The sequence below is a fragment of the Curtobacterium sp. MCPF17_047 genome, from assembly GCF_003234045.1.
GTDB lineage: Bacteria > Actinomycetota > Actinomycetes > Actinomycetales > Microbacteriaceae > Curtobacterium.
This window is the reverse complement of sequence record NZ_QKSF01000008.1, coordinates 77,327-95,181: the sequence shown is the minus strand read 5'-3', so window position 1 is coordinate 95,181 and position 17,855 is coordinate 77,327. Positions and strand designations below refer to the sequence as shown.

At 72.4% G+C, this 17,855-nt stretch carries 20 protein-coding genes; 13 read left to right on the top strand and 7 right to left on the bottom strand.

All coding sequences use genetic code 11. The annotated features are described in order from the left end of the window. Positions 1-10 precede the first annotated feature (10 nt). Together rlmC and DEJ33_RS09895 are read left to right on the top strand one after the other, a co-directional pair. A complete protein-coding gene (rlmC, locus tag DEJ33_RS09900; RefSeq protein ID WP_111194864.1) occupies positions 11-1,162 on the top strand; it encodes a 23S rRNA (uracil(747)-C(5))-methyltransferase RlmC in 1,152 nt (383 codons plus the stop codon). Between the two features lie 335 nt (positions 1,163-1,497). Continuing rightward, on the top strand, positions 1,498-2,184 hold the full coding sequence (locus DEJ33_RS09895; RefSeq protein ID WP_111044597.1) for a transglycosylase family protein: 687 nt from the start codon (positions 1,498-1,500) through the stop codon (positions 2,182-2,184). A gap of 127 nt (positions 2,185-2,311) precedes the next feature. Here DEJ33_RS09895 and DEJ33_RS09890 read toward each other — a convergent pair whose 3' ends face one another. After that, positions 2,312-3,349: an LCP family protein gene (locus DEJ33_RS09890; protein ID WP_111194863.1), complete on the bottom strand. Its 1,038-nt coding sequence runs from the start codon at positions 3,347-3,349 to the stop codon at positions 2,312-2,314. A 76-nt stretch (positions 3,350-3,425) separates the two neighbouring features. Next, positions 3,426-3,845: a MarR family winged helix-turn-helix transcriptional regulator gene (locus DEJ33_RS09885; protein WP_111194862.1), complete on the bottom strand. Its 420-nt coding sequence runs from the start codon at positions 3,843-3,845 to the stop codon at positions 3,426-3,428. 86 nt (positions 3,846-3,931) lie between these two features. Here DEJ33_RS09885 and DEJ33_RS09880 point away from each other — a divergent pair, with 86 nt between their 5' ends. Then, a complete protein-coding gene (locus tag DEJ33_RS09880; protein WP_111194861.1) occupies positions 3,932-6,067 on the top strand; it encodes an efflux RND transporter permease subunit in 2,136 nt (711 codons plus the stop codon). 12 nt (positions 6,068-6,079) lie between these two features. Then, a complete protein-coding gene (locus tag DEJ33_RS09875) occupies positions 6,080-6,730 on the top strand; it encodes a GntR family transcriptional regulator (protein ID WP_111194860.1) in 651 nt (216 codons plus the stop codon). Positions 6,731-6,758: 28 nt separating this feature from the next. On the opposite strand, the gene DEJ33_RS09870 is transcribed toward DEJ33_RS09875, so the two are convergent. Further along, positions 6,759-7,595 (bottom strand): YdcF family protein, encoded by an 837-nt coding sequence (locus DEJ33_RS09870; RefSeq protein ID WP_181437290.1) that lies wholly within the window; start codon positions 7,593-7,595, stop codon positions 6,759-6,761. A gap of 136 nt (positions 7,596-7,731) precedes the next feature. Here DEJ33_RS09870 and DEJ33_RS09865 point away from each other — a divergent pair, with 136 nt between their 5' ends. The 3 genes from DEJ33_RS09865 to DEJ33_RS09855 are packed head-to-tail and all read left to right on the top strand — an operon-like array spanning position 7,732 to position 10,690. Further along, the gene (locus tag DEJ33_RS09865; protein ID WP_258378143.1) at positions 7,732-9,237 is read left to right on the top strand and encodes an LCP family protein; all 1,506 of its coding nucleotides are present in this window, start codon (positions 7,732-7,734) and stop codon (positions 9,235-9,237) included. A gap of 59 nt (positions 9,238-9,296) precedes the next feature. Beyond that, positions 9,297-9,911, top strand: coding sequence for a sigma-70 family RNA polymerase sigma factor (locus DEJ33_RS09860; protein WP_181432839.1), 615 nt, complete (start codon positions 9,297-9,299; stop codon positions 9,909-9,911). After that, the gene (locus DEJ33_RS09855; protein WP_111194856.1) at positions 9,908-10,690 is read left to right on the top strand and encodes an endonuclease/exonuclease/phosphatase family protein; all 783 of its coding nucleotides are present in this window, start codon (positions 9,908-9,910) and stop codon (positions 10,688-10,690) included. Before DEJ33_RS09860 ends, DEJ33_RS09855 begins: the two co-directional genes overlap by 4 nt. A 3-nt stretch (positions 10,691-10,693) precedes the next feature. Here the strand turns inward: DEJ33_RS09855 and DEJ33_RS09850 are convergent, their stop codons facing one another. After that, positions 10,694-11,437 (bottom strand): hypothetical protein, encoded by a 744-nt coding sequence (locus tag DEJ33_RS09850; protein ID WP_146242587.1) that lies wholly within the window; start codon positions 11,435-11,437, stop codon positions 10,694-10,696. Positions 11,438-11,573: 136 nt separating this feature from the next. Here DEJ33_RS09850 and DEJ33_RS09845 point away from each other — a divergent pair, with 136 nt between their 5' ends. Both DEJ33_RS09845 and DEJ33_RS09840 read left to right on the top strand, forming a co-directional pair. After that, a complete protein-coding gene (locus DEJ33_RS09845; protein WP_111076809.1) occupies positions 11,574-11,780 on the top strand; it encodes a hypothetical protein in 207 nt (68 codons plus the stop codon). Between the two features lie 99 nt (positions 11,781-11,879). Further along, positions 11,880-12,791, top strand: a complete 912-nt coding sequence (locus DEJ33_RS09840; RefSeq protein WP_111076808.1) for an SDR family oxidoreductase — start codon at positions 11,880-11,882, stop codon at positions 12,789-12,791. Positions 12,792-12,935: 144 nt separating this feature from the next. On the opposite strand, the gene DEJ33_RS09835 is transcribed toward DEJ33_RS09840, so the two are convergent. Continuing rightward, positions 12,936-13,256 (bottom strand): hypothetical protein, encoded by a 321-nt coding sequence (locus DEJ33_RS09835; protein WP_111076807.1) that lies wholly within the window; start codon positions 13,254-13,256, stop codon positions 12,936-12,938. Positions 13,257-13,459: 203 nt separating this feature from the next. On the opposite strand from DEJ33_RS09835, the gene DEJ33_RS09830 reads away from it, so the two are divergent. Together DEJ33_RS09830 and DEJ33_RS09825 are read left to right on the top strand one after the other, a co-directional pair. Continuing rightward, entirely contained in the window at positions 13,460-14,152 is a 693-nt protein-coding gene (locus DEJ33_RS09830; RefSeq protein WP_111044495.1) for a TetR/AcrR family transcriptional regulator, read from the top strand. A 110-nt stretch (positions 14,153-14,262) separates the two neighbouring features. Next, positions 14,263-14,457: a DUF2795 domain-containing protein gene (locus tag DEJ33_RS09825; RefSeq protein WP_110903840.1), complete on the top strand. Its 195-nt coding sequence runs from the start codon at positions 14,263-14,265 to the stop codon at positions 14,455-14,457. Between the two features lie 99 nt (positions 14,458-14,556). On the opposite strand, the gene DEJ33_RS09820 is transcribed toward DEJ33_RS09825, so the two are convergent. Beyond that, the gene (locus DEJ33_RS09820) at positions 14,557-16,059 is read right to left on the bottom strand and encodes a threonine/serine exporter ThrE family protein (RefSeq protein ID WP_111076806.1); all 1,503 of its coding nucleotides are present in this window, start codon (positions 16,057-16,059) and stop codon (positions 14,557-14,559) included. A gap of 91 nt (positions 16,060-16,150) precedes the next feature. Then, positions 16,151-16,591 carry an OsmC family peroxiredoxin gene (locus DEJ33_RS09815; protein WP_111076805.1) on the bottom strand — a complete coding sequence of 147 codons (441 nt, stop codon included), beginning with the start codon at positions 16,589-16,591 and terminating at the stop codon, positions 16,151-16,153. A 101-nt stretch (positions 16,592-16,692) separates the two neighbouring features. On the opposite strand from DEJ33_RS09815, the gene DEJ33_RS17245 reads away from it, so the two are divergent. Continuing rightward, positions 16,693-16,851, top strand: coding sequence for a hypothetical protein (locus tag DEJ33_RS17245; RefSeq protein ID WP_181432838.1), 159 nt, complete (start codon positions 16,693-16,695; stop codon positions 16,849-16,851). Positions 16,852-16,886: 35 nt separating this feature from the next. Beyond that, complete coding sequence (locus DEJ33_RS09810; RefSeq protein WP_111076804.1) at positions 16,887-17,846, top strand: GNAT family N-acetyltransferase; 960 nt, start codon at positions 16,887-16,889, stop codon at positions 17,844-17,846. Positions 17,847-17,855: the final 9 nt, after the last annotated feature.

The following is a 17,855-nucleotide window of genomic DNA, read 5'->3' as shown; positions in this document are numbered from 1 at the left end:
TGACTCGGCCATGCAGTGCGACTACTTCGACCGCGGGGTCTGCCGGTCGTGCACCCTGATGGGTCAGCCATACGGAGACCAGGTCCTCGACAAGGAGCTCCGCACCCGCGAACTCCTGCACGACGCCGTCGACGCCGCGGGTGGCCCGGGGACGGTCGAGTGGCTCCCGGCGATCACCAGCCCCGAGTCCGGCTACCGCAACAAGGCGAAGATGGTCGTCGGCGGCACCGCGCAGCGACCCACCGTCGGGATCCTCGACGAGCGGCAGCGCGGGGTCGACCTGCGGCACTGCGGCATCTGCACGCCGGGCATCCAGCGGGCGCTCCCGGTCCTGGCCGACTTCATCGCCTCCGCCGGACTGATGCCGTACGACGTCCGACAGCGTCGCGGCGAGTTGAAGTACGTGCTCGTCACCGAGTCGCCGGACGGCGAGCTGATGGTCCGGTTCGTCCTCCGGAGCGAGGGGCAGCTGCCACGCCTGCGGAACCGGCTCGGCGACCTGCACCGGGTCCTGCCGCAGGCCGTCGTCGTCACCGCGAACCTGCTGCCCGAGCACAAGGCCGTGACCGAGGGGGACCGGGAGGTCGTCCTCACCGAGCAGCAGACCCTGCCGATGCGCCTGGGGCCGGTGACGATGCACCTGCGCCCGCAGAGCTTCTTCCAGACGAACACCACCGTCGCGACCCAGCTGTACGCGCAGGCGTCGGAGTGGATCGACGAGGTCGGTCCGGCCTCGATGTGGGACCTGTACTGCGGTGTCGGCGGGTTCGCCCTGCACGCAGCACGCCCGGGTCGCGCGGTCACCGGCATCGAGACCAGTCGTGAGGCGATCGTGTCCGCCAAGCAGTCCGCCCGCGAGGCCGGCCTGACCGACGTCCGCTTCGCCGCCGACGACGCGACCGCCCACGCCCTGCGCGCCCGGCCCGGCACCACCCCCGAACTCGTCGTCGTCAACCCGCCCCGACGCGGCATCGGCGCCGAGCTCGCGGGGTGGTTGGAGACGTCCGAGGTCCGGCACGTCGTCTACTCCAGTTGCAACCCCGTGACGCTCGCACGCGACCTCGCGGTGATGCCGTCGTTCCGCCTGCGACGGGTGCGCGTGCTCGACATGTTCCCGCAGACGGGGCACCTCGAGGCCGTCACGCTGCTCTCGCGGGGCTGACGGACGGGAGGCGGCTCGCGGTGCCGCCACGGGCCTCCCGTCCGTCCTCGGTCGCTCGGATCCGCGATTGCCAGGGAACTCGGAAGGTCGTGTACCCGGGTACGTCCGATCGCCGCGCCCATGGGCATCGAGACGTTCAGGTTCGCGGCGGGGTACATAGCACTACTGGGTAGAACCGTTGGTCTCAGTTTGATAACGAGCATGGATTTCCTATGGTGGCCCACCGTGACGCCGGCGCGGAGGCTGCCCCCGGTGACACCATCAGACTGACCGCGATCGGTCGGGGTGGGCAGCCGGCGTCGGGAACGACGATGCGACCCCGGTGGAGCAACGACATGAAGAACCACACCCGAACCCGCGCCCTCGTCGGCGGACTCGCCTTCGCCGGCATCGCCGCCACGGGCGTCGGTCTCGCAGCTGCACCGGCCAGTGCGGCCGACGGCTCGACCTGGGACGCCCTGGCAGCCTGCGAGTCCAGTGGCAACTGGGCCACGAACACCGGCAACGGCTACTACGGCGGACTGCAGTTCTCGCAAAGCACCTGGGCCGCCAACGGTGGCACCGGCAGCCCGGCCGGTGCGAGCCGTGCGACGCAGATCGCCGTGGCCGAGAACGTCCTCGCCTCGCAGGGCTGGGGCGCCTGGCCCGCGTGCTCCGCGAAGCTCGGCCTGAGCGGCACGAGCGGCGCCGCCCCCGCCCCGGTCGCCCAGCAGGCGGCTCCGGCACCGGCTCCGCAGGCTGCTGCCCCGGCGGCACCCGCCCGTCAGGCTGCGCCGGCACCGCAGGCGGCGGCCCCGAAGGCCGTCGCGAGCACGCCGGCACCGTCGGCGACCGCGACCAAGCCCGCCGCCGTGCCGACCAGCGGCAAGACGTACAAGGTGGTCTCGGGTGACACGCTCGACACCATCGCGACGAAGCTCGGCGTCGAGGGTGGCTGGAAGCAGCTCTGGGCGGCGAACACGTCGACCGTGGACGACGCGAACCTCATCTACGCGGGACAGACCCTGCAGCTCCCGGCCTGACGCTCAGCGTCTCGCGCCGATCGGAAGCGCCCCACGACCTCGGTCGTGGGGCGCTCCGTCGTCCGGGCGGAGGGGGCGCCCGGAGTCATGGGCCCTCCGTGGGTCGTGGGACCTCCGGAGGCGCAGGTCATCCGGACGGGTGCGTCGCGAGCCAGTCCGAGAGGTCGTCGGAGCGCAGCGCGATCGACAGGCTGGAGACGGCGGAACGGTCGACCCGCACGTACGACTGACCGTCGTCACTCGTGCCGCCGCCGGCCGACGGCAGTGTCGTGGTGGCCAGGTCACCCGCGCGGAAGTCCCGGAGCGACCACCCGAGTCGGACGAGTGTCGAGAAGTCCAGGCCGGGGTCCACGGAGAGGTACTCGCTGGTCGAGGACACGAACTGCCGGATCCTGCCCGGGCTCGTCAGGGTGTCCTCGGACAGGACCCGCTGGACGAGGGCCCGCATGAACGCCTGCTGGTTCCGCACCCTGGTGTGGTCGGCGTCGGCGAAGGCGGAGCGCTCCCGGACGAAGGCGAGGGCTGCGGCGCCGTCCAGGTGGTTCGGGCCGACCGTGAAGTGGTGCCCCCGGGCGTCGAACGCGGTCGACGAGTCGACGGTGACACCACCCAGTGCGTCGGTCATGCCGGCGAACCCGGCGAAGTCGATCTCGGCGACGTGGTCGATCCGGACATCGAGGAGCTGCTCGACGGTCTGCACGGTGAGTGGGGCGCCTCCCCAGGCGTAGGCGGCGTTGATCTTCGCCTCGCCGTGGCCCGGCACGTCGACCCAGGTGTCACGGAGGATCGACAGGAGGGTGATGTCCTGCCGATCGGCCGGGATGTGCGCGAGCATCAGTGTGTCGGACCGTCTGCCGGAGACACGGTCACCGTCGGGGTCCTCGTGTGCCCGCGAGTCCGACCCGATGAGCAGGACGTCGACCGCGTCGCCGTGCTCGGACGGGCGTGTGCCACCGGGGAAGGGGTCCTCGAGCACGGTCCGGCCGGCGTCGTACCGCTGCGCGAGGCCGCCGATGAACGTGGCGGCGACGACGGCGAGCACCGCGGCGACGGCGGTGAGCGAGCCGACCGTCACGACGAGGGCGACGAGGAACGGCCGTCGGCGTCGTGCGGAACGTGCGGAACGTGCGGATCGGGCGGATCGGGCGGCGCGGCGGCCGGACATGCGGGCTCCCTGGCATCAGGTCGGCCCTGATGCCGACCCTCCCAGCGTGTCACATCCTGCATATCAGACGCAAGTGTCACCGTGCGGGAGGCGCACCCCTCGAGTTGGCGAGGATGGCCCCGAGCCGGGCGCGGAGCTCCGGGTCGTCCGGCAGGACCTCGCGCTCGATGTGCCGGGCGGTGTCCCACATCTCCCGCCCGTGGTCGGTGACGGTCACGAGTCGCCGGCGGCCGTCCTCCGGGTGCGGGCTGCGCTCGATCATCCCGTCGCGTTCGAGTCGCTCGAGGGTGCGGGACATCGTCTGCGGCTGCACCCGGGCGGTGCGGGCGATGACATCGGCGCCGGTCGGGCCGCTCCGCAGGGCGATGTCGAGTGCGATGAGGGCGGCGTGCTGCAGTCCGATGGCCCGGAGGCGCTCGTCCCACTCCCGTTCCACCGCGCGGGAAGCGGCGGCGAGCAGGCGTCCGATCGGCCACTGCGCGGACTGGTCCTCCATGGTCCGAGTCTACGGTGGGGCTGACGACGTGCCTGGTGCGGAGCGGAAGTGATCAGCATGCTGACGATCGGTGTACGCTCGCCGACGTGTCCCGCTCCCTCCGCATCGTGGTCCCCGCGCTCGTCGTCCTCGTCTGGCTCGTCGTCGCCTCGGTCGGCGGCCCCTTCTTCGGTCGCATCGCCGAGGTCTCCACGAACGACCAGACCTCGTTCCTGCCGGCCTCGGCCGACGCCACCGCGGTGCAGGACCGCAGCAGCGACTTCCGGGACGCCGGCGGGGCGCCGGCCGTCATCGTGTTCGAGCGGGACGGTGGCCTGACGGCGGCCGACACCGCCGCTGCCGGCCGCATCGCTGACGCCCTCGGAGACCGGGACGACGTCGACCAGGTCAGCCCGGTCATCCCGAGCGAGGACGGCGACGCCGCCGAGGTCGTCGCCACGCTGACCGCCTCCGCCGAGACTGGGGAAGCGGTCGCCGCCATCCGTGCGGACGTGGACGACGCCCTGCCGGACGGGCTGCGCGGGTACGTCACCGGCCCGGCGGGCTTCACCGCAGACCTGACCGAGGCGTTCGCCGGCATCGACGGCCTGCTGCTCGGGGTCGCGCTGATCGCGGTGCTCGTCATCCTGATCGTCGTCTACCGCTCGCCGCTGCTGCCGTTCCTGGTGCTCGCCACCGCCGTGTTCGCCTTGACCGCGTCGATCCTCGTCGTCTGGGCACTCGCGAAGGCCGGCGTCGTCACCGTGAACGGGCAGGTGCAGGGCATCCTCTCGATCCTGGTGATCGGCGCCGCGACCGACTACGCGCTCCTCTACACGGCCCGGTACCGCGAGGCCCTCCGCGACCACCGGGCCGGATGGGACGCCACCAGGGCCGCACTCCGCGGCAGCCTCGAGCCGGTCATCGCCTCGGGCGGCACGGTCATCGTCGGCGTGCTGTGCCTGCTGCTCTCGGACCTCAACTCGAACAAGGCGCTCGGCCCGGTGGCCGCGATCGGCATCGCGTTCAGCGTGCTCGCCGCCCTCACCCTGCTGCCCGCGCTGCTCCTCTGCTTCCGCCGAGCCGCGTTCTGGCCGCTCAGGCCGACGTTCGGCAGCGCCCACCCGGTCCTCACCGGCCCGGATGCCCGGGGGCTCTGGGCCCGCGTCGGTCGGCTGGTCGGCCGGCGCTCCCGGACGGTCTGGATCGTGTGCACCGTGGGCCTCCTGGCGATGGGCACGGGGCTGCTCGGTCTCCGGGCGGACGGGGTGCCGCAGAGCGAGCTGGTGATCGGGCAGTCGCAGGCGCGCGACGGTCAGACCGTGCTGGCCGACCACTTCCCCGGTGGTTCCGGCAGCCCCGCCCTCGTACTCGGCGACGCCGACCGGATCGACGAGCTCGCCGACGCGGTCACGGGTGTGGACGGGGTCGACGGCGTCACCGCGGCGGCCGAGGACTCGCCCTCCGGCACCACGACGGTCGGCGCGGGCGACACCACGAGCACGACGCCCGGAGCCCCGGCCGCCGACCCCACCGTGTCCCGGGGTCAGGTGCTCCTCGAGGCGACCCTCGCCGACCCGGCGGACTCCGGCGCGGCCGAGCGGACCGTCCGCGAACTCCGCACCGCGGTCGAGCGCGTCGACCCGGGTGCCCGTGTCGGCGGTGTGACCGCGACGGCGATCGACACCGACGACACCGGCATCCGCGACCGGACGCTCATCATCCCCGTCGTGCTCGCGGTGATCCTGCTCATCCTCATGCTGCTGCTCCGGAGCATCGTCACGCCGCTCGTCCTCATCGGCAGCGTCATCGTGTCCTTCGCGGCCGCGCTCGGCGTCGGCGCGCTCGTCTTCGACCATCTGTTCCACTTCCCCGGCGCGGACCCGTCGGTACCGCTGTTCTCGTTCGTGTTCCTGGTGGCGCTCGGCGTGGACTACAACATCTTCCTCATGACCCGGGTGCGCGAGGAGACCCTCCGGCACGGTCCCCGCGAGGGCGTGCTGCGCGGGCTCGGGGCCACCGGCGGGGTGATCACGTCCGCCGGCGTGGTGCTCGCGGCCACCTTCGCGGCCCTCGGCGTGATCCCGATCCTCTTCCTCGTGCAGATCGCCTTCGTCGTCGCGTTCGGCGTGCTGCTCGACACCGTGGTGGTCCGCTCGCTGCTCGTCCCGGCGCTCGTCCTCGACCTCGGCCGCCGGGCCTGGTGGCCGTCGCGCCTCTCGCGCCGACCGCGTGACATGTGACACGCTGACCGCATGCCCGTTCCCGCCACGCAGCCCGCCGCCGAGCGCAAGCTCCTCCGCGACACCGTCCAGGACAAGATCCGCGACGCGATCATGGACGGCACGCTGGAGCCCGGTGAGCGCCTGAACGACGACGACCTGATCGCCTGGCTCGGTGTCTCCCGCACCCCGATCCGTGAAGCGCTCGCCGAACTCGCCCGCGCCGGGCTCATCGAGATGGCGCCGAACCGGTACACCCGGGTCGCGGCACCGACGGCGGCCGAGGTGCTCGACGCGTACCGGACGCTCGGCGTGATCTACGGCGGCGTGGTGCGGCTGGCGGTCCCGCGCTTCACCGACGCCGAGCGCCGCGAGGTCGCGGCGACGCTCGACCAGGTGCTCACCCGTCTGGGCGAGGGTGAGCAGGCCGCACTGGCGCACGACGGCGCCGACGTCTACGCGATGTGGGCCGACGCATGCGGCAACGCCTCGCTCGCGCAGCTGTGCCGGTCGACGACCGACGGCCTGTCCTACAAGCTCCGCGTGCCCGAGATCGCCGAGGTCGTCCCCGTCGAGGCCGTCACGCCCCACATCGCGGACCTCCGCGACGCCGTGCGCGCTGGTGATCCGATCGCCGCCGAGCTCGCCATGGAGGCCGTGCACCTGCTGCCCGGACGCGACTGAGCCCCGGCGCGACTGGGCCCCTAGCGCGTCAGGCCGGCAGCATCCCCGTCGCCAGCGCCGCGCCCCACAGCACCACGATCGCGGCCAGCGCTCCGAGGTGCCACCAGCCGTGCATCACGAGCACGGCCGCGAACTCGCGGAGGAACGCACTCGGCACCGACTGCCGCGCGGTCGGCGCCCCGAGCACCCGGGCGTCCAGGCCCGTACGACGCGCCGTCATCGCCGTGCGCATCACGTGGTAGTCGTTCGTGACGACGAGCGTCCGGCCGTCGACCCCGGCGTCGCGCAGGACCTCGTGCGAGAAGCGGAGGTTCTCGCGGGTGTTCGTCGACCGGGTCTCGCGGTGCACGAGCTCCGCCGGCACACCGTGGGTGACCAGGTACTCCGCCATCGCGTCGGCCTCGGTGCGGTCCTCGTCGTCGCCCTGTCCGCCGGAGGGCACCACCACCGGCGTGCGGCCGGCGGCGACGGACCGGTGGAACACCTCGAGCGTCCGGTCCAACCGCGAACGCAGCATCGGTGAGACCGCGCCGTGCACGAGCCCGCAGCCGAGGACGACGAGTGACTCGGCCTCCTCCGTGACCCGGACGTGGCCGTAGGTCAGGGCGGCGCCGAGGAAGACGAGGAACACCAGTGCCAGGTAGCCCGCCAGTGCCAGCACCAGGACGAGCAGGGCGGTGCTCACCGTCGTGCCGACCGCCGCGAGCACCGCGACGAGGACCCCGAGCGCCAGGACGGCCAGGCCGGCGACCAGCGCGAGGAGGCGGGTCAGGCTCCGCGCACCCCGACGGAAGGCCCGGACGCCGTTCACCAGCAGAGGCACCGCCACGGCGGCGCAGCAGACGGCGACGACGGTCAGGAACACCCGACCGACAGTACGGGGCGACCATGGGTGGACGGCGGCGGTGCGCCGGCCCGCCTCCGGGCCTCCCGGCCGGTGCGTACAGGTCGTCCAGGCGGAATCCATGTCATCCGTGCGCTCCACGGTTATGGTTCTCCCCGTGACGAACGCACCCGAGGAGACCAGGCCGCGCCGGGCCGATCGCGCCGTGCCGCCCCGCCACGGACGCCGCAAGCGCCACTGGGGAGTCGTCTTCCCCGCGCTCGCCGGGGTCCTCACCATGGCCGTGTTGCTGAGCGGCGGGTACGCCGCGTACGCGTACAACCGCCTCGCCAGCAGTGTCACCAAGGTCGACGCCATCGGCAGTGCACCGCCCGCGAAGGACGACGTCGACGGCCGAGCGATGAACATCCTGCTGGTCGGCGACGACCACCGACCGGACAACGCGACGCCGGAGGAGATGGCGGAGCTCAACACCCAGTCCGACGGCGGGGCGACGAACACCGACACGATGATCGTGCTGCACATCGCCGCGGACGGTCGGAGCGCGACGATGATCTCGTTCCCACGCGACTCGTACGTCGACATCCCGGGCGTCGGCAAGGGCAAGCTCAACAGCGCGTTCTCGTACGGCACCATGAACGGCGGCGGTGACACCGGTGGCGCGAAGAAGCTCATCGCGACCATCCAGGGCCTCAGCGGGCTGACGATCGACCACTACGTCCGTGTCTCGCTGCTCGGGTTCTACGAGATCGTCAAGCAACTCGGGCCGGTGAACGTCTGCCTGAACCAGGCCGCCCAGGACGACTACTCGGGCGTGGACCTGCCGGCCGGCGTCTCGGAGCTCAACGCCTCGCAGGCCCTGTCGTTCGTCCGGCAGCGCCACGGTCTGCCGAACGGCGACCTCGACCGTCAGGTCCGGCAGCAGTACTTCCTGTCGCAGGAGGCGCGGAAGATCCTGTCCGCCGGCACCCTGCTGAACCCGGTGAAGACCACGAACATCATCGACGCGATCGGCAGCTCGGTGGAGACCGACCAGGGGCTCGACATGCTGACCCTGGCGCGGCAGATGAGCAACCTGCGCCCGTCGAACATCAAGTCGGCGACCATCCCGATCCTCGGCACCCCGACCATCTACCCGAACGGTTCGGCGCTGTCGATCGTCGAGGTCGACACCGCCGGCATGCCCGCGTTCGTCCAGGGGCTCGTCGGGGAACCGCCGGCGTACACGAAGGCGACGGCGGCAGCCGCTGGCTCCGTCACGGTGACGGTCTCGAACGGCAGCGGTGTCACCGGCGCTGCGGCGGCCGCCTCGACGGTCCTCGCCGGCCGGGGCTTCCAGGTCGGTGCCCCCGGTTCCTCGGCCACGACGGCGGCGACGATGGTGCAGTACCCGGCCGGCATGGAGGCGCAGGCCAAGGCACTGGTCGCCGTCGTGCCCGGCGCGGTGCCGGTCCAGAGCACCGCCGTGCAGGGGGTCACCCTGGTGCTCGGCACGGACGGCAAGACCCCGCAGGCGGCCGCGCAGCCGGGTACCGAGACGCCTGCTCCCGCCGAGCCGTCGAAGGAGGCCACGGCCCCGAAGCCGACGAAGGAGGCCACGGAGCCGAGCCCGTCGTCCACGGCCGTGCACGAGTACGGCCAGGAAGGCGTCTGCATCAACTGAGCGGGGTGGCGTGCCGGGCGTCCCGCTGCTGTCCAGACTGGCATGTCACATTGCACGGTGTGGACGACGAGTTGCGCCGACGACGGGACGAGGAACGCGCACTGCTGCTGCGGGTCGCCGCCGGGGACCGGGAGGCCTTCCGCCGGATCGACGAACGGTTCCGACCACTCGTGCTGCAGGTCGTCCGCCGGCAGCTGCGCGACGACTGGCTCGCCGAGGACGTCACGCAGGACGTGATGCTCGAGGTCTGGCGACTCGCACCGCGGTACGACTCGGCGCACCCGGCGATCGCCTGGATCCGGACCATCGCGACCCGGCGGGCGGTCGACCGGGTCCGGAAGGCCCAGGCGGACCGCGACCGGGACCGGCGCGTGGGGATCCGCGACCACGAGGACGTCGACCACGGTGCCCTCGACCGCGCCGAGTCGGTGCTCGACCGGATGACGCTGCGTCGGGCGCTCGAGGCGCTGCCGGAGCGACAGCGCCACGCGGTGGCCCTCCGCTACCTGGCCGACCTGACCGGGCCCGAGCTCGGTCGGGTGCTCGGCGTCCCCACCGGCACGGCGAAGTCCCGGGCCCGCGACGGCGTGCTGACGCTCCGGCGGACGCTGGTCGGTCCGGCAGGCGAAGACAGCGGAGGCTCCGGGGACCGCGCGGGTAGGTTCGACGGGTGACCAGCACCGCACGCCCGATCACCCTCATGACCTACAACATCAAGAACCCGGACCCGGTGCACGACTGGCCCGCTCGACTGCCGGTGGTCCTCGACGTCATCCGCCGTCACGACCCTGACCTGCTCTGCGTGCAGGAGGCCTTCGACCACCAGATGGACGCCCTCCGCGCGGGCCTGCCGGACCACGACGCCGTCGGCCAGGGGCGCGAAGGCGGCACCGCGGGCGAGCACGCCGCGGTGTTCTACCGACGCGACCGGTTCCGGCCCGTCGAGTCCGGCTCGTTCTGGCTGTCGGACACCCCCGACGAGCCCGTCTCGAACACCTGGGAGAGCCTGTACCCGCGGATCGCGAACCACGCGCGGTTCCTCGATGCCGAGGGCCCCGCCTTCACCCTGCTGACGACCCACATGGACCACGAGCAGGGCCCGCACGGCGACGAGGTCCGTCGACGCAGCGCATCGCTCATCGTGCAGCGGCTGTCCGTGGTCGACGGTCCGGTGCTCTTCGCGGGGGACTGCAACGAGCCGGCCGGGGCCGGTGCGGCCGCACAGGTGTTCGCGGACGCCGGGTACACCGACGCATGGACGGTGGCGGGGGACCCGGACGACCACACGGCGTCCTACAACGACTGGCAGCCACCGGTCGCGACCGGGGAGCGCATCGACTGGGTGTTCACGCGTGACGTCACCGGGGTCGACCGGGTGCAGATCGACCACGACGGGCCGGAGACCTGGTTCGCGAGCGACCACTTCCCGGTGATCGCGACGATCCGGGTCTGAGACTCAGCAGCCGCGGGCGGGGCGGATCGGCATCGGCGAGCCGATCACGGTGACCGTGGATTCGTCGGTCAGGACCGAAACCCCGTTGGTGCCGTCGTCCGAGCGTTCGTCGTCGTCCGACCAGCCGCGCTCGAGCAGCAGCTGCCACGCCTGGGCGTCGTCCGACCCGAGGGACTCTCGCTCGCTCTTCGACGCGTCGTCGATCTGCCGTGCGACGTCGTCGCCGACCTGGACCCCGTGCGGGCCGGAGAGCTCGATGACCGCGCCCAGACGGGAGCGGACGTGGTCACGGAGCACCCGGACCTCGACCCGGTTGCCGGCCCTGCCGGGCTGGGACAGGGCGGCGACGCGGATCGCCCCGCCCCACGTCGAGGTCGTGCTGGCCGGGACGCACCGGCCGGCGTCGCCCACGGCGGTCTGCGTTCGGGCGGGGGTGCCGAGGACGCGGTTGAGCACCCCGACGGTGTGCTTGGCGTCCCGCATGGAGATGGTGGTGACGGTGCGGTCGTCGGCGCGGAGGACGACCGACTCGGCGCGGAGCTCGACCGCGTCGACGGACTTCAGGGCGGCGGCGGACACCGGGCGCCACGTGGGCACGGGATCGGCCGTGCGGGTCACCAACACACTCGGCTCAGCGGCAGCGGCACGGTCGGTGTCCTGGCCGGACCACTGGTCGACCGCAGCGCCGTTGCCCACCACGAGGGCGAGCGCCACGGCGCTGATCGTCAACACGGTCCTGGGAGTCACTCGCTCGACCGTAGCCGCACCTCCCCCAGCGGGCGACAGGTGTTACCGAAACGGTTCCGCACCGTCACCGGACCGTGACATTCCCGGAACGCGGGTCCGGGGCCGGTACGCGGTCGCCCCGGGTAGCGTCAGCCCCATGGCGGAGTACGTGGTGGACAGCACCGGAGACAACGCGGCGCACGGCGTCGACCTGATCGACGGCGACGAACCGGCTGTGCGGATGATCGTCCACGGGGACCTGCCGTCGACGATCGAGCACGACGGCCGGACCTGGGCCCGCACCGGCGACGCTGAGGACCAGGGCGACGACGCCCCGCCGATCGCGGTCTACCGACCGGTCTGAGCGGTCGCCGGCACCGGTCCGCGCAGCACCAGCCGGACTGCGCGGCGGGGGACAGTCCCCTGAACGGAAGCGGGTGACCCGGTGCGTACCGTCGCACGCATGACGGACCAGCGGATCGACCAGTACACCATGCAGGACCCGACGAAGCTCTACGCCGACAAGAAGCCGGACGAGCAGTACCTCTCGGGTGCCGGCACCGACGCCGAGATGGCGCAGAACGTCCCGGCCGACCACGGCGAGGACACGTACCGCGGCTCCGGTCGACTCGAGGGCCGCAAGGCACTCGTCACCGGCGGCGACTCCGGCATCGGCGCTGCCGTCGCCATCGCCTACGCCCGTGAGGGTGCCGACGTCGCGATCGTCTACCTGCCCGAGGAGCAGGAGGACGCCGACCGCATCGTCGGGCTCATCGAGGCCGCCGGTCGCAAGGCCGTCGCGATCCCGGGCGACATCACCGACGCGGCGTTCTGCGAGCAGCTCGTCGAGACGGCCGTGCAGGAGCTCGGTGGCCTCGACATCCTGGTGAACAACGCCGGCAAGCAGCAGAACGTCGACGACATCACGAAGATCTCCGACGAGGAGTTCGACGAGACCTTCAAGACGAACGTCTACGGCACCTTCCGCATCACCAAGGCCGCGGTCCCGCACCTCAAGCCGGGCTCGACGATCATCAACACCACCTCGATCCAGGCCTACGCGCCGTCGCCGCACCTGGTGCACTACGCCGCCACCAAGGCGACCGTGAACAACATGGCCAAGGGCCTCGCGGCACAGCTCGCGCCGAAGGGCATCCGCGTCAACGCCGTCGCCCCGGGCCCGATCTGGACCCCGCTGCAGCCGGCTGGTGGCCAGCCGCCCGAGGCGCTGCCCTCCGCCGGGGAGCAGACCTACCTCGGCCGCTGGGGCCAGCCCGCCGAGCTCGCGCCGGCGTTCGTGTTCCTCGCGAGCGGCGAGTCGTCCTACGTGGTCGGCGAGACGCTGCACGTCGACGGCGGCATGCCGACGCCGTAGTCGTCACACCGGCGGTGACGCCGGACCGGACGGGAGGTTCCCCACCGGGCACGGCCGGCTCGCCGCTGGCGCGTCGAGCCGGAACCGGCAGGCGTGGGCCCAGTGGCTGCGCAGCCACGGGCCTCCCGTCTGTCTACGGTCGGTTCAGCGCATCCCGCAGGTGCGCGCCATCGACTCGAGCAGTTCGCGCGCCGCGAGGGCGGCGGCCAACTCGACCTCGACGGGGTTGATGCCGACGGCCTGCTCGAACTCCCGGCGCCGGGCCTGCAGGGCGACCGGGACCTCGGGCCGTTGCGGCAGGACGGCGATCGCCTGGGCGGCGGCCTCGAACGCACCCTCGGGGCGACCGAGGTGCTCCCACATGGTGCGGACGTCGTGCGCCACCTGCTCCGGGGTGCTCGCGAACTCGAACCCGGCGGACGCCATGGTGGCCAGGCCCTGTGCGGTGGAGTCGTTCGGAGACATCCCGGCATCGTCACACACCGGGCATCGGACTCGCCCGGGCAGTGGCCGCTGAGCGCCGTCGCTTGTCCCCCATGTTGCCGACCCCCGTACCGGGGATGCGCGTCACCCGTGATCTACGCCAGGATCGTCATGCGGACAGGACGTCCGCACCCCCGGACGCGACGGCCACGACCTGACCGCGTGTCCCGGACACGGAGGGCAAGATGCTCGAGGACACCAGCGCCGACACGGTGGCTGCCGCTGCGGCTGCGGCCACCCTGCACCTGCGGATCAGGATCGTGGGTGCCACGGTCGACCTGCTTCGTGACGTGCCCTTCCACGAGGCACGCGTCGAGCACGTCGCCGAGCGGCTGGACATCTCGACGTACGAGCTCCAGCAGCACTTCCCGTCGTGGGACGGACTCGTCCTGGCCGCGGTCGACCGGTGGAACGGTGCCCGGATGGACGAGGTCACGCGCGAGGTCGGCAACGGCAGCACGGTCGAGCTGCTCCGTGCGATCGTCGCCTCGAACGCGGACGACCCGGCCCTGATGCGCCTGCTCGTCGCTCTACTCAGCGTCGCCGGCAACCCCGAGCACGCCATGTCGACGTACCTGCGCTCGCGGTACCAGCTGTTCTTCTCGCAGGTGAAGCGCGGGTTGGAGCACGACATCGCGGTCGGCCGCGCCCCGCACACCATGGACCCCCGCCGCGGAGCCGAACAGCTCATCGCACTGTACGAGGGGCTGCAGCTGCAGGCCCTCCTGCGCAGTGACCTGGACCTGGTCGCGGCGTTCGACCGTGCCGTCGCTCGTCTCGAGCGCGGGTGGATGGAACGGTACGAGGCGACCGCGCAGCGACGGCTGTCGACCTGGGGCGACGTGTCCTGGTCCGACGACGAGACCTGGTCGGTCTGACGGGAGGCGCGGGCCGGCTCGTGCCGTCCGTGCTGGCCGCCGACCGCATCCGCTGGGTCGTCGCCGAGGGGACCCCGGGTACGCCGGGAAGCCCAACGGAAGGAACGATCGTGGCAGCACCGAACCCCATCCAGATCCAGAAGTACCTGAGCGGCATCGACTACCCCGCCTCGAAGGACGACGTCGTGTCGACCGCCGAGAAGGAGAACGCTCCCGACGACGTGCTCGAGGCGCTCCGTGCGATCCCGGACGGCGAGTACGACGCTCCGACCGCCGTCTCCAGCGCGGTCTCGGACGCGAGCTAGGCACCGCCTCGTTCCGCTGGGACCCGCGCTGAGCGACCGTGCGCCGGGCCACGTGCCCGCGTCGTGTCGCTCAGTGCGGGTCCCACTCGGGCGCGCGGCTCACCAGCGCGGGACGCTGCCGTTGCCCGGGTCGTAGCCGGAGTCGCGGATGACCGGCAGCGCGGTGGTGTCGCTGTGCACCGAGTGCACCTCGATCCGGCGGCCACGGCGCAGCGCACGCCGGGCTCCGGGCGTCGCGAAGAGCCCGCCGAGCACGAGTCCGGCCCCGATCGCGAGCGCCACGGTCACCGCCGACCCGAAGTCGAACACCGAGCTCGACGACCCGCTCATCACGTTGAGCAGCGCGTTCGAGACGGCGACCCCGGGCAGCAGCGCACCGCAGAACGCCGGCACCGCGATCGCCGAGACGGCCGTGCGCATCCGGACGGCCGCGTAGGTCGAGAGCACCCCGAGCAGGACCGAGGCCACGAACGTCGCCCCGAGCAGCGGGAGCCCGAACGCCTTGAGCTGCCAGAGCGCCGCCCCCGCCGCCACGGAGAGCACCACCGCGACCGGGATCACGCGAGCGCTCGCCTGCTGCACGAAGCAGTTCGCCCCGGCCGAGACCACGGTCAGGGACAGGGAGGCCCACAGCGGTAGGGCCTGCGTGACGATGCCGGACGGGTCGACCTCGAGCCGGAGCCAGTGCGTCATCGCGATGCCCGCAGGCACCCCGACGACGATCGCCGCGATGAGCATCCCGATCGTGAACGCCCGGGCGACCGCCATCGCGCGGAACCCCGAGATCGCGTCCTGCGCCCACGTGACCAGCTGCACGTGCGGCAGGAGGAGCACCACCAGGGCCGCCACCATCGTCGCCGCGCCGGTCGGGGTGAGCACGCCGGCCCAGATGGCGAGCGTGCCGATCACCGACGCCACCGCGCCCTGTGCGCCCGAGACGAAGAACTGCGGGTAGCCGCGGCCGGTCAGCCACCGCCCGGAGACGATGATCCCGAGCATCAGGACGAACGCCCCGACGCCGGCCCGCCAGCCACCGCCGGCCTGCAGCGCGATCGACGTCCCGAGGACGGACAGGCCCACGTCGGCGAGCCACATCGGCCACCGCGGCGGCATCCGGAGCACCGCCACGAGGGCGCTCACCGCACTCGTCATGTCCCGGTCGTCGTGGATGACGTCCTCGACGATCTGGTTCGCCCACGCCAGGCGCCCGAGGTCGGCGCCGTCGGAGCGCGTGCTGCGCATCTTGACGAGCGGCGGGCCCTCGGTCGGCGAGTACTGGATCGTCACGGCACTGCCGGAGAAGTCCAGGTCGAGCGGCGCGAGGTTCCACTTCGTCGCCACGGCGATCACCGCGGTCTCGACGCTCCGGGTGTCGGCACCGGAGGCGAGCATCACCTCGGTCAGGTCGAGGCAGAAGTCGACGATCTGCCGGGCCGAGTACTGCTCCCGCAGCGACCGGGTGTCGGGGGCGACGTGCTCGTAGATCGTGCCGCGCAGGCGCGCGCGGACGTCCCGCATGTCGTGCTGGGCGACGCTCCGGGCCCGGGGTCGCGGTCGGGGTGGTCGGCCCGGTCGGGGGCCGGGGAGGAGCGGTTCGGCCATCGGACCATTGTGCATCGCGCTGCCGGGGAGACGGACGGGAGGCTGCCCACCGAACCGGTGGGCAGCCTCCCGTCAGGAGCGCGCTCGGTGCTTACTGCTCGAACGTGGCGTGCAGGTCGATGTCGACACCGGTGAGGGCCTTGCTGACCGGGCAGGTCGCCTTCGCCTCGTCGGCGGCCTTCAGGAAGGTCGCCTCGTCGATGCCGGTGACCTCGCCGTGCACGGTGAGGACGATGCCGGTGAGCTTGAAGCCGCCTGCGGAGTCCGGGCCGAGCGAGACGTCGGCCTTGACGTCGAGGGACTCGACGGTGCCGCCGGCCTCGCCGAGGACGGCGGAGAACTGCATGGCGTAGCAGGCCGAGTGCGCTGCGGCGATGAGCTCTTCGGGGCTGGTCGTGCCGCCGGCGTCGTCAGCGGCGCGCTTCGGGAAGGACACGTCGTAGGTGCCGACCTTGGAGCTGGAGAGTTCGACCTGGCCGGAACCGTCGTTGAGGCCGCCGTTCCAGGCGGTGCGTGCGGTGCGTGTGGGCATGGCCGCTCCTTTCGTTCGGGTGTGAGGGCCGGGTGCGACCCTCGGTGCCGAGTCAATCGGAGAACGAGCGTTCTCGCAACGGTTCCCGGGGAAGACGCAGGATGGTGGTTCCGGCCGCTCGGGTACCGCGGCCCCAGGAGCCGCCCTTCCGCATCGAGCCGGACACCGTGGGGTTCGCCCTCGCCGACGCGCTCGAGGCCTGCCGGGAGTTCGAGGCCGGCGAGCTGAGCGGCCGCGCGGTGGTCGTCTCGACGCTCTAGCGTCCGCCGGTCGTCCGGCCCTATGGTCGGGTCCGATGACCGACGCAGCAGTCCGCACCGCACTCGAGACATGGTCCCCGGTGCAGCTACCGGACTGGAACCCGTCCTGGCGTCAGGACCTGGCGGCGTCGGCCGAGCCGGCGCTCGCCCTGGTCGGTGACGCCTCGTGGGGCGCGGCGGTCCGCGACGCCGTGCAGCTCCCCGTCGCCGATCCGTTGCTGTGGGCGAACCGACGCATCGAGCTGTCGTCCGGGCACTGGGCGATCACGGGCATCCGGTTCCGCGGGCGGGACGTCGCGAAGCCCTTCGTCGACGTGATCGCCACCGACGTGGCACCGGACGCCGCCGGGATCGCCGAACTCGCCGAGGTGCTGCCGGCCCATCGGGACTTCGCCCCGCTGTGCCTCCGTGTGCACCTGCCGGGTGACCAGCACTCGGCACCGACGTCGGACGGGTTCACCGCCGTGACGGACCTGCTCGTGGTGTCAGCCCCGGTGGCACGGGTGGCCGATGGCGCAGCGAGCACCGGTGTGGACGTCGAACTGGTCCGGGCCGAGCCGGCGGGGGCCGCGGTCCGGGTCGCCGACGCCTACGACGGACTGCGGCGGTCGGAGCCGGACCTGGACCAGTGGGCGACCGCCGCCGACGAGGACTCGCTCGCCGACGCGGACGAGGAAGGGCTGCTGTTCGACGTGGTCGTGGCCGGCCGCATCGCCGGGGCCGTCGCAGCCACGCGGGACGACGCGGACGGCTTCACCGGCTTCACGGTCGAGGAGATCGTCCTGGACGCCGAGCACCGCGGACACGGGTACGGGCCGCTCGTGCTCCGGCAACTCGCTCGTGCGCTGCCGGCCGGCCCCTCGGACGTGCTCCGCGGGCACATCCACCCCGACAACACCCGATCGCTCCGGAACGCCCTGGCGAGTGGCCGCGAAGTCGTGTCGTCGCTGGTGTGGATCACCCCCACCGGTTTCCCGGGGATGCCGACGGTGTAGCCCACCCTT